At 37.5% G+C, this 13,641-nt stretch carries 2 protein-coding genes; one reads left to right on the top strand and one right to left on the bottom strand.

Translation table 11 applies throughout. The annotated features are described in order from the left end of the window. Window positions 1-149 precede the first annotated feature (149 nt). Window positions 150-10,202 carry a two-partner secretion domain-containing protein gene (locus CKF58_RS02885; protein WP_222987675.1) on the top strand — a complete coding sequence of 3,351 codons (10,053 nt, stop codon included), beginning with the start codon at window positions 150-152 and terminating at the stop codon, window positions 10,200-10,202. A gap of 184 nt (window positions 10,203-10,386) precedes the next feature. Here CKF58_RS02885 and topA read toward each other — a convergent pair whose 3' ends face one another. Further along, a complete protein-coding gene (gene topA / locus CKF58_RS02880) occupies window positions 10,387-13,275 on the bottom strand; it encodes a type I DNA topoisomerase (protein WP_222987674.1) in 2,889 nt (962 codons plus the stop codon). Between the last annotated feature and the right edge of the window lie 366 nt (window positions 13,276-13,641).

Below are 13,641 nucleotides of genomic sequence, written 5' to 3'. Positions count from 1 at the left end.
CCCATTAACCGTTTACTACTCTAAATTTATGCGTAGTAACTAAGTTCTAATTGATTGTAAAAATCTAGACCTTAAGCAAGTTGATGATTAGAATTTAGACTACAAAGTAAATAGTTTAGTAGATGTATTTATATAAAGGTTCAAAATCTATGAATCGTATCTATAAACTTGTTTATAGCAAAACGTTGAATAGTCTTGTTGCAGTAAGCGAAAACGCGAAATCTCACACTGCAAACTCTTCGGTTAATAAGGATGCTCACGTATCTGCAGCAGATAAAAGTGACGCGCAAAAATCGTTCGGTAATATTTTCTTAGGTGCTATGCTTTTAGCAGGTGCTCCTGTAGTAGCAAGTGCTAATACAGCACCTAAAGATGCTCAAACTCCTAATCAACCTGTAGCTACTCAAAATTTACACACAGGTATTGAAGTAGATGCTGCTTCAGCTGCTCAAGGTCTTAACGTTAAAGATATGAACGGTACAGCATTAATCAATATCGTAAATCCAAATGCTGCTGGTGTTTCAGATAACCGTTTCAAATCTTTCTCAACTTCTAAAGGTGCAGTATTTAACAACAATGCTGACGCTTTAATCGCAGTTGAATCTAAAGTGTTAGGTGAGCGTATTGCAGCTAACCCTAACTTAAAAGCACAAGCAAAAGTAATTCTTGCACAAGTAACAGGTAATGATAAATCAGTAATCCAAGGTGCTTTAGAGGTTCTTGGTGGTCGTGCTGACTTAATGATTATCAACCCTAAAGGTATCGACTTAAACGGTATTAAAGTAATCAACGTTAACGACTTCACAGCTTCTACAGCTGAAGTTGGTGCTAATAACGCGCAAAGATTATTAGTACGTGGTGGTGAAATTAACGTTAATGAGGACTTATCTACAGATGACGTTAACGTAATCCGTTTAATCGCACAAGCAGTTAAAGTTAAAGCTACAATTGCTCCATCAAAATCAAGTTCTGGCAAACGTGCGAAAATCGTAGTTTCTGCTGGTAACCAAGAATATGATGTAAAAACTGACACTGCTAAAGCATTAAATGAACCTAATTTAGAAACTCCAGAAGTAGCTATTTCAGGTAGCAGATTAGGTTCTATGTACGGTGATAAAGTTAAATTCATCGTATCTGGTTCAGGTGCTGGGGTTGAGTACGACGGTTTAGTAATGGGTGACGACAACGTTGAAATTACTGCCGACGGTCAAATCAAAGTTAACAAAGTAGGTTCTGTTGCTGGTGATGTAAACATTGACGCTGGTAGCCACAAAGTAGAAGTGGGTACAGCTAAAGCTTCATCTAAATTATCAAGCAGCGATACAGCTTCAAAATATTCTAAAGGTTCAGTAACTACTGAAGTGACTGCTAAAACTCAAGCAACTTCACCTTCAACTGTAGAAACTACAGTTACTACTGAAACTGCTGTATCTTCAGCTGACGTAGCTACAGATACTACTAAACAAAAATTCGTAACAGGTCAAAACGTTAACATTAAAGGTGGTAACGTTGCGGCTGAAAATGCTCTAGTATCAGCAAAAGAAAAAGTAGCTGTTACAACTACTTCTCGTGGTGCTGATGCTCAAGACTTTACTTCAACAGCTTCTACGTTCTCAGGTCATGAAGTTGAATTAACTTTCGATAAAGGTTCTTTAGATAAAGACTCTAAAGTACTAGCTGATAACGTTAAAATCAAAGCAGAACGTACTGCTAGCGTTGATGGTTTAGTTTACGCTGATAATGCAGACATTAGCGCAAATAAAGTTAATGCTGATTCTAAAGTAGAAATCAAAGGTAAAGTTGTAGCTAACAATGCAACAGCAAGCGCAAGCAACGTTGAATTAAACGGTGCGAAAGTAGTTGCTGGTAGCTTAACTCTTGATGGCAAAAAAGTAGGCCTAAAAGATGCTAATGTAACAACAAACACTTTATCTACAACTGTTCAAGATACATTAGATAACTTTACAGTTGAAAATAGTACTGTAAATACCCCTAAATTTAACTTAGATGGTCAAAATGTAACTCTTGATACACAAGCTAAATTTGATCACGTAAAACAAGTTTTAGATCAAATCACTGCTACAGATAAAAACCTTGCTGTAGACAACGTATACATTGACGAAAACACAACAGTGAAAAACTTCACTGTAGGTCAATTTACAGTACGTGAGTCTGTGAAAAACTTCGGTATTTTAAATCTAAGTCAACGTGCTCTATCTTCTAAAGCAACTACAGATGCTGATGGCACAACTACAGTATTAAACGTAGGTAAAACTTTTGAAAACTATGGTTTATTACTTGCTGACACTTTAGGTGTTAAAGCAGGTGAGAAAATAAAATTAGATGGTGCTACTTTCATTTACAACAATCTAACTTTAATCTCTCCAGAAGTTGATCAAGAAGGTGATTTAACAGTATCAGGTAACTTAAACGCTTTAACAGATACTTATAAAGTAGCTTCTAAAGTAGACGGTGACGTTAAAGTTGGTTCAGGTACGCCAACCATTTCATCTCACTATGCTGACTGGCGTGCACGTCGTGACTACTACGAAGTGTACACTGAAATCGGGGTATTAGATGGCTCGGACATCACTGTAAGCGGTGGTCAAATCTCTGTTAAAGGTGACTTCACAATCGTTCCACTAGCTGGTTCTGATTATGCAAAAGGCACTTTATCAGAAGGTAAAACTTATACTGACGTTAAAGATTTAAATCGTTTAGATGCAACAAACGCAGACATTTATGTTGGTGGTAACTTAGCTCTTGACGGTAATTTATCTAACAAAGTTCAAGCGTTCACAGCAAGCATTGCTGACTTACTAAAAATCAAAGGTCAACGTATTCAAGTACGTTTCAAACCAACTACTTGGATTAAAACTGACTTAATGAGACTGAAAATTCAAGAATTTGACAGTCTATATGATTTATTCCAAGGTCTATTTGGTAACGGTAAGTTTGACTGGCACAATGGTGCATATAAGATCCAAGGTCAATATGTTCTAGATACTTTATCGCAGAACTTAAATGACTCATACACTAACAAAATCTTCTCTGTAGTGTTTGGTTCTGACTGGAGAAATAAAGACTTCAACTCAATGAAGGCTGCATGGAATAAATTCATTGCAAATCCTAATGACTACCAAGTAGCATTATGGGCTCCAGGTGCACAAATCGTAACAGGTGGCAGCATTGACCAAATCAATGGTAGCATTGATATGGGTGTTGATACAGATGTTAACAAAACTGTATTAACAGACGCTGAAGGTAAAAACTACGCCTTAAAAGTAGAATCTGCATTAGTTGCTGATTCAACTAAACTTAAACGTAACTACAGCTTAAGCACTACTTTAGATTCATTAAGTGGCTTAGGTGTAATTAGTTTAAATACTAATACTGGTAAATACGAGTCAAGCTACTACATTCCTTACTTAGGAAACGTAGCTAACTTTAGCTTATTTACTCCATCAACAGTAGGTGACAACTTATTAGTTGATAACCAAACAGCTGCACAATTAGTATTAGAACAAGTTAAATCACAAACGGGTACTTACTATTTCTCTACAAACACAGATGCAAACATTGTTAACGGCTTATTAAGCAACACTGTTTCATTTAATAAGAAATTAGCAAGCTACCAAGAAACTTTAACTAATCAAATTGCTCAAGCTAACGGTAACGCAACTCTAATCAAAACTTACACTGAACAATTCAATACTAAAGTAGCGCGCTTAAAAGCAACTACTGACTACATTGAGTTCGTGAAAGCTGAAGGTTCAGATGCATATGTACCAGTTGTTCGTTTCTCTTCTTCAACATTAGATAAATCAGCAACTTTAGGTGCTTCTGCTGCAGTATTAAATGCAGGTCAAGCAATTAGAATTCACAACGCTGATTCAGTGAAATCGAATTACGGTACAATTTCTGCGGATACAGTTGCAATCGTAGCTAACACTATTGATCTAAAAACTAATGGTGTTCAAAACGCAATTATTGCTAACAAATCAGGCTTAAGCGCTAAAGACTTTAGCTTACAAGGTTCAGCTGCATTTGGTGATTTAAGCTTACAAGCTGACAATGCTTCATTTGAATCTGTAGCAGTATTAAATGACGAAGGTGATTTAGTACAAGTAGGTCGCGCAAGCACTGAAGCTTCTAAATTAGAGATCGCTGAAGACCTAACAATGAAAGGCTTTACCTATGTTGCAACAGGTGACGCTGAATTCAATGTTGGTGGTAACTTAGATTTATTATCTAAATATGAAGTTGCTTCTCGTTTCTCTCAACAAGTGCTAGAAAATACTTTAGGTTCAACAAGCCTACACGAAGCTGCTTACACAGTTAAAGGTTCAACAATCGTTGGTGATACTAATGTAACAGTAAACACTGGTGGTGACTTAACATTAGAAAGTTCTCGTTTAGCTGCTGATCAAAACTTAGACGTAACTGTAGAAGGTGATTTAGATTCATCATCTAAAGTAAACGTTTACGATGCAACTTCGAAAACTTCTAAATTAGATCTTTACATTGGTGGTAAAGTACAATTCGGTTCAGCTTCAGCTGAAGGTCGTGCTTTAGCTTCATCAACAGGTATAGCTACTGAAAGCTCTACAGATACTAATGCCTTAGTAACTAAATCAGGTCAACCTGTTGCTCAAGCTGGCTTTGGCTTTAGCTACACTTCTTCAACTGATAAAGTTACAGAAGTTAAAACTGCTAATAGTGCATTCGATTCAAGCGACTTAAATGTTAAAGTAGCTGGTAATGCTGACTTAAGTAATACTGACATCAACGAAGCAGCACAAGCAATCGCTGAAAGCCGTGCTGAACAAACTGGTGCAGAAGTTCAAACTCCTAAAGCTTCAATCGAAGCTGGTTCTGTAACTACAGATGACCAAGGTGTTGACATTGCTTACCGTGAGCACGAAGAAACAACTGTTGGTGCAGGTATTAACGCATACGTTAAAGGTTCTGCATTCGATGTAGCTTCTCACGTAGTATCTGCTGCACGTGCTAAATCAAATGGCGAAGAATTAGATCCAACATTATTATTAACAGCTGTTGGTGACGCTACTGGTTTACAAACTAGAGATTTAGTATCTGCTGGTGTACGTGCAAATATCGGTGTTAGTCAAACTAAAGCTAATGAGCAAGTAACTGCTGATAACCGCAATACTTATGCTGGTGATGTATCTATTAAATCTGATTCAGATATCAGTCTGAAAGCAGTAGATGCAACTAAAGTTGGTAATCTAACTTTAGAAGCACAAGATACAGTATCTCTAGAAGGTGGTAAGAAAGAAACTACTTCTAACGAAACTTCATGGCAAGTTGGCGCGTCAATCGATGCTCAAGTTGGTGCTTCACGTAATGGTGCTGCAGCTTCTGTATCAGCTTCGCTTGGTGGCGGAGGTCAATTCTCAAATGGTTACTCATTAGAACATCAAAATACTGATATTGATGCTGATAGCGTAACAATTAAAGCGCAAAACGTAGACTTAACTTCAACTACTGTTGATGCTAAAGTTGTAGATGTTGAAGCGCAAAACTTAACAGTAACTTCTGAACAAGATAAGAAAGATCAAGTAACTAACGGCTTTAGCGTTGGCGTAACTGGTGGTGCTTCGATCAATACTCAAACATTCTTAACTGCGTTTGGTTCTGGTTCAGTTGGTTACAATCATCACAAAGTTGACAATGATGTAGTAACTGAACAATCTGGTATTACAGCAACTGAAAGCTTAACTGTTGATGTAGATTCAGCAACTTTAACAGGTGGTAAATTAGTAGCTTCTGAAGATGCTAATGGTACTGCGGCAACAGCTAACGTTAACATCGATAACTTAACTGCAACTGACATTAAAGATACTCGTTACTCTGATGGTGGTTCAGTAGGCTTATCAGTAGGTGTTAATAAATATGGTTCAGTGACTGTTGACTTAAGCGGTGGTCGTGATAAACAAGATCACTACAGCGCAACAACACACGCAACTGTAGCTGGTGAAGGTGTTGATCTAATTAATACAGCCGTAACTGGAGATGTAAACACTGATGCTGCTAAAGCAGTTGAAGTTCACGAAGATCGTCAAGTACAAGATACTGCGTTTGGTATTACACTAAATGAACAAGTAATTGACGATGTGAAGAAAGCTGGTGAAGCTGTTGTTGATACTGTAAACAAAGTTAAAGAAACTGTAGTAGACGCTGTTAAAACTATCCAAGATGGTTTATCTGAAGCAACTACTTCTGTAAGCTATGAAACTACAACTACTGTAAATACAAACGGTCGTTATGTAATCCGTGACGGTGTTGCTTACCCTGTATACACTACTGGTACTTCAGTAACAGGTAATGCAAACAACGTAATCGTTGATGGTGTTTCTACAACTAGCGATGGTTGGGTAATCACTTCTGACGGTACAACTTACAAACTAGCAGATGGTTATACTGTAGGCACTTCTGGTGTTACATATACTAAAGGTTCTTACTCAAGTACAACTACTTCTGGTAGCTACTACGGCTCAACAACTTCGACAGCTGATTCATCAACTAAAGTTACAACAGTTGGTACATGCTACGATAAATGTTCTGCAACTGTATATGAAATCATTGCAGCGCAAAATAGCCAAACTTCACAAACAAGTACGACTTGGTCTTCAAGTACGACTACAACAACTACAGGTTACACTTCTGGAACATTCAGTGGTAGTTCAACTCTAGCTGGTTCAGGCTCAACCTTATACGGTGTTGGTACTTCAAGCTCTAGCCACACAGGCAACACTTACTCTGGCTCTACATCGCCTACTACAGTAACATTTGCTGGTTCAACTGGTTCAAGTACAGGTGCTTCTTACACTGGTACAGGTTCAACTGGTAGTTACACTGGTACTTTCACGGGTTCAAGTTCATCTACTGGTACAAGCTACACTGGTAGCTCATCGAGCTCATCTACTTACACTGGTAGCAGCTCTTCAACTTATACTGGTTACACAGGTTCAACTGGCTCAACTACAACAACTGGTTCAACTGGTACAACCTTAACTCCATCTCATTTAGAATTAACTGAAATGAATTCTAAAGATAATTTAGAGAACCAATATTTAGGTTTCAATGAGAATGGTAGCGATGTAAACAGAGATTTAAGCGGTAGTTACTCTGAAATCTTTGGTGGTAAAGTTGGTAGCGCAACTCCTGGTCAAGGTGGTGGCTTAACTGATGTACAATCAGCTGAGAAATTACTAGAAGCGAAAACAGACTTTAGCTTCTCTAACTACGATAAAGAAGAGAAAGAATTAGTTTCTCGTATTACAGAGTTAGATAAAGAACGCGTTGATCTAGAAAAACAATTAGCTAATGCACCTAAAGATTCTGATTTAGCTAAACAAATTGAAACTCGTATCACTGAAATTGAAACAGAGACAACTGAAGCAACTGTTCGTATTGAAGTTATCAAAGAAAACAAAGAAACAACTACAATTAAAGAACACGATGCTCGTGAGTATGTAACTCACACATTCCCAACAACGAATGTAACAGTTGAGACCAATGACGGTAAAGAGACTACAATCGTATTCGAAAAACCTGAAATTGATCCACCTCTAACAATTAACGATACGCCAGAAGTTGTAGATCATCCGAAAGAGTTTGAATTACCGAAAGGTGATGTAAAAGTAGATGAAAATGACAATACGAAGATCATTAAAACTGATGATAAACCTTCAGTTGATCCAAACGATCCGAATGCAACACCTACTACTCCAACTCCTATAGTTCCTGATCTAACGAATGATCCGGACGCGGATAACGTAGAGAAAGAAAAAGTATCTGACAAAGTTCCAGCTGCTGATCCAGATAACGCTAAATCTGATGAGCAACCTGAAACTCCTGTGACACCTGTTACTCCGGATCAACCTAACACAGATGGTGAAGGTGAGAAAGATAACAATCCTCCTCCTACTACAGGTGATGACACTATACCTAAAGGTGACAATAATACACCTAAGGATGACAAACCTACAGAGGATAAAGGTGCACAAACAGACGGTTCTGAAGAAACTCCGAAAGGTGATAAACCTACAACGGATGATAAAGGTACGCAAACTGACGGTTCAGAAGAAACTCCGAAAGATGACAAACCATCTACGGACAATGAGCCGAAAGATAACACACCTACTACAGACGATAAAGGTACGCAAACTGATAAACCGTCAACTGGTGGCAACACTGATGACGATAAACCATCAACTGGTGACAACACTGATGGCGATAAACCATCTACTGATGACAATACGGACAAACCGACTGATCCAAGTGATGATAAAGGTACTAATACTGATACCGATACCGACACTGATACAACAATCGTTAATCCGTCTAACCCATCAATTCCTTCTGTAGATCAACCGACTACTCTGGCTACTCCTACAGATTTAGAGAAATTACGTGAAGAAGTAAGAGATGAGTTCCGTCACTATGAAGAAACTCGTATCCCAACTCTAATCGATCCAGATATCAACTTCCACGAAGATACATTCGCTTGGATGGAAGATTACGATGGTTCGAACGTAGTTAACCCAGGTGTTAACCAAGGTGGTACACGTGTAACTTTCGCAAGTGCACAGCCTAAAGCTCCTAAAGCTCCAGTAGCTTCAACTGCACCTGCTAAACCACGTAAAGTTACATTTGCAAGCTCACACCGTCCAGTCGTTACTCCGGTAGTAGCTAAAGCTGTTAAACCTACTCCAGTTAAACCAACTCCAGTAGTTGCAGCAGCGGCAGAAGCTCCGAAGAAAGCAGCTAAGGTTTCATTTGCAAGTGCAAACCCAGTAAGCGCAAATCTAGTGAACGATATCGATGATACAATTGACGCATTAGCATGTATCAACCCATTAGTTGGTAAGCTAAACGTTAAGATCGATAACTTCCGTGGTGACGCTTTAGTAATCAACCGTAGCCTATCATTACAACCTAACTTTGAAAATGTGAAAGCTGCGATTGGTACATACGCTGATGTATTTGGTGTAGGTAAAACTTATACAAATACAGATGACTTACGTGTGGATTTAGGTTACCGTACAGTTGCAGATCAACAAGAGTCTGAACGTCAAGATACCTTAAAACGTAAACAAATCGAGTTCGCTTCAGCACAATTACAAAATGTTGCAGTTGAATTAGATAAATTACGTGTTCGTGCTGTTCAATTACGTGAAACTGCGAAAAACAGTGATGGTTCAGATATTGCAGCTCTAACTGCTGAATTAGACCAAATTAAACAACAAGAATTAAGCTTAACTAAACAGTACAAAGATTTGCGTGCTGCTATCTACAGCTTAACTGAAGGTTATAATTTTGGTTTCACTATCGGCAACGACAAAAACTCACTAGCTGGTTTATTAGAAAACTTAGCTGTAGTTTCAAATGGTCAAGCTGCTCGTAATGGTTCTGATATTTTCGTAACTATCCAAAACTTAGATACTTACTTATACGGAACTCAAGCGACTAAATACTCTAACGTACACCAAGTTAAACGTGTAGTTACTTTCGATAACTATGCTGAAAACTCTGCAGACTACAACGACGATAAGAAACTTTACATTCAAACGCAAGAATCTATTGCAGTGAATGCTAAGAACTTACGTATGCGTGTAGCTAACCTACACTTAGAGTTAAAAGCTTTATCAGATGACTATAAGAACATTGTTGCTAAAGTAAGTACGCTAACGAATGCAAATGAGAAAGCGCAATTTGTTCAAAAACAAGAGTTCATTAAGTCTAAAGTTCAAAGCATCATTTCACAAATCAACTCTGTGAACTTAGCTTCGAACGTTGACCTAGTTAAAACTATGACACAAGTGTCTACAATCGAAAATCAATTACTTGAAGTTCGTAACCAAGTGTCATACATGCTAGGCGGTAAAGCAGCAGCGGTTCGTATTGCAAGTGCGGCTAAACTAGTATTAGCGCAAAACGCTTCAATGCTAGAAGACCAACAAAAAGCACAAGCAATCGTAAACCAAATTGCCAATGGTCAAACATTAGCAGGTGGAGTTAAAGTATATAATCCACAAGATACAGATGTATTATCAAAAACTGAAGTACAGGTTGTAAATAATGCAAATGATTTACGCCAAAGAGCACGTCAAGCTCGTACTGCACAAGCAAATAATACATCTAACGACAATAACCAAACTAGCGGTAAAAAATAATCCTTAGTTAGGTTTCTATGGAGTGCTAGGTAACTAGTACTCCATAATTTTTGTGCAAAATTTGGGCGCAAAAAAAGTGCATTATCATCAAAAGATAATGCACTTTTTTCTTATCTGCTCTACGAGAAAATTAAGCTAAAAAAAGATAAATAAATCTATGAGAACTTTCTCAAGTGAAACTTATTTATTGTTCTGTTTTACTTTTTCTTGTAGTTTTAGTTGTTGTTTTACTTGAGCTTTTAGCGGCTTTAGTGGTGGTTTTAGTATCACTTTTAGTGGCTTTGGCTCTTGTGGCTTTAGTAGCAGCTTTTGTAGTTTTAGCTGTAGCTTTAGCAGCTGTTTTTGTAGCAGCTTTAGTGCTAGCTTTAGTTGCTTTTGAACTAGCTGTTACGCTACTGCTTTTACTAGTGCTTTTGGCTGTACTTTTCTTTTTTGTTGCTGCTTTTTTAGTAGAACTTTTACTTGTACTTTTCGCACTAGTTTCACTAGCTTCAGCTGTTACTACCCATTTACCATCTTCATAGTCCGCGCGGAATTTTGTCAGCTTATTACTTTCTTGATCAACCGATCCAATATACTGACTCTTAGTTTTTACCGCATAACGTACTACAGTTTTGTTACCTAAATTGTCCTCTGTTGGACCTTGAGCTAGATAGTGTAGCTCTTCTGGTAAACGATCTTTATAGGTAGCTAAAACTTCAACTTTAGCTAATTGGGTTTCACGGCAACGTGGGAAGTTATTTGCTCCAAAGAAAATACCTTTAGCTGAATTACGCAGAACAAAATATGAAGTGCCATTTTGGCATTTCAGTTCTGGGAATTCAATTGCAGGTTGTTTTGGTGGAGCGATTTCACCACTTGCTAACACGCGACGTGTGTTACCACAAGCGCCACATAACATATATTTACCAAATGGACCTACTTTAAGCTCCATAGGTTCACCGCACTTATCACATGGTAAGGCATCTAATTGCGCATTGTTAATAAATTGCCCTTGTTCCACTTGCGTGAAAGTACAGCTTGGCATATTCGAACAAATGTATAGTTTGTGCTTAGTGTCAATATAAAACTCATCAAGCACTGATTGACATTTTGGACAACGTTTTGCGTCGTGTAAATGTTGATGTTCGTGCTCATGTTCTGCTTTTTGTTCGCCGATGATTTCATCGCCTTTTACCAGCGTAACTGAACGATGACATTTATCCTCACCTTTATTCTCATAACCCATACATGTTAAGAAAGTGCCGGTTTTTGAGAATTGTAATGCCATGTGATGTTTACCACATGTAGGACAAAGAAAATCTGTAGGCACTAATTGTTTATTAGGCATACCACCTTGATCGGCAGGTTTAGCGGCAGCAATGAGTTTTTGTTTGAACTCTGCCCAGAAAGTATCTAATTCACTCGTCCAATCTTTTTTACCGTTGGCAATTTCATCTAAGCTAGACTCCATTTGCGCGGTAAAATCGTAGTCCATAATTTCAGGGAAGCTAACGCTTAGACTATCAGTAACGATTTCTGCGATTTTTTCAGCAAAGAAACGACGATTTTCTAAGGTTACATAACCACGATCTTGAATTGTAGAAATAATACTTGCATAAGTTGATGGACGACCAATCGAACGTTTTTCTAGTTCTTTAACTAGTGAAGCTTCACTATAGCGGCTAGGAGGATTGGTGAAGTTTTGTTGTTTATCTAAAGAGGTAAACTTAACGCTATCACCAACTTTTAAATTACCTGTTACATCCACTAATTTATCAGCTTGATTACCAAAAGCACGTTTAAAACCAGCGAATTTTAAAAGACTAGCAGAAAAACGTAAATTATATTTATGCTCGTTTTCTACGCCAACATTAATGTTAGTATTTTGCGAAATAGCATTCGCCATTAATGAAGCTAAAAACTGCTGTTTAATTAGATTATATAAACGTGCACCACGCGAAGCTGGAGGTAACACTAAATTTAAATTAGTTGGACGAATTGCTTCGTGGGCTTCTTGGCTATTAGCGTTATTAGTAGCATATTGACGGTTACCGTCCCAATATTGTTCACCATATTCGCTTTTAATGTACTTTTCAGCCATATCACGAGCTTCAGCTGAGATATTAACTGAGTCGGTACGCATATAGGTGATGTACCCCATTTCATATAGATATTGCGCTAAACTCATAGTTGTACGCACATCATAACCTAACAAACTCGAAGCACGTTGTTGTAAGGTTGAAGTAGTAAATGGAGCGCTTGGGCTACTTGATGAATCTTTTACGTCAATGCTCGTAATTACCGCATTACCATTTTTAATATTTTCTAAATGTTGAAGCGCTTGCTCTTGATTTGGAATATAAAACGGATTAGCGTCAGCTGGACTTACTAAACGTTTACCATCAATCGAGTGTAAATCAAAGTCAAACTTACCCGCAAAAGCAAAAATACTCCAATATTCAGTTGGCATAAATTTGCGGATTTCACGTTCACGTTCAACGATTAAGCGCGTAGCTACTGATTGTACACGTCCAGCAGATAAACCACGTCCGGCTTTACTAATTAATAGTGGACTTAATAAGAAACCTACAATACGATCTAGATAACGACGTGTTTGATGTGCATGCACGCGATCCATATTTAAGGTTATTGGTTTAGCAAACGCTTTTTTAATTGCTGATTGCGTAATCTCATTGAAAATAACGCGTTTGTAAGTTTTACCTGGTCCAAGCACTTCTTGTAAGTGCCATGCAATCGATTCTCCCTCGCGGTCCAAATCGGTTGCCAGATATATGGTATCACATTGTTTAGCTGTAGCTTTTAGTTCGGCTACTACTTTACGCTTTTCTTCCATAATATGGAAATCACCTTCCCAGTTTACTGGGTTGATTCCCATTTTAAGAACTTTGTTGTTTAGTTTTTGCTCATCCGAGAGTTTAACTCCACGTTTAACAATAGGAGCAAATTCACTATTTGTTGGTAGATCACGAATATGACCAACAGATGATAAAACGATAAAATCGTCACTCAGGTATTTTTTAATGGTCGCAGTTTTATTAGGCGACTCTACGATTACCAAAGATTTTGCCATTATTTGCCTCAATTGAAAGAGTGCTTAAAATTAATGTAATTAGCAGATCATTAGGTAAATCTTACTGCCACGGCAAGGGAAAACAACTTGCGTAGGGATAACTTAAGTTTTATTAAATAAAACTATGGTTTTGCAAGAGTTACAAAAATTTCTTACTCAAGTTTAATCTATATGTAAAACGAATGTTGATAGACTATAGATCATGGACTTGGAAAATATGTTTAAAGTCAGTTAGGAATAACTTTATTTAAAAATTAGCATCTTTATTTCTTTTTCTATATCAATCATAAGTATCTAAAACTATACTAATATTACTTATAAAGTACATATTTGATTGGCTAAAACACAGATATAAACTAAATATAT

Origin of the sequence: Psittacicella hinzii (assembly GCF_003585935.1) — a bacterium.
In the GTDB taxonomy this organism is placed as follows: Bacteria; Pseudomonadota; Gammaproteobacteria; order Enterobacterales; family Psittacicellaceae; genus Psittacicella; species Psittacicella hinzii.
This window is presented reverse-complemented; position numbering and strand designations above follow the sequence as displayed.

Bases quoted from the DNA above. Each gene is read 5' to 3' on its own strand.
- CKF58_RS02885 (WP_222987675.1), top strand. From the start codon at position 150: ATGAATCGTATCTATAAACTTGTTTATAGCAAAACGTTGAATAGTCTT.
- topA (WP_222987674.1), bottom strand. From the start codon at position 13,275: ATGGCAAAATCTTTGGTAATCGTAGAGTCGCCTAATAAAACTGCGACC.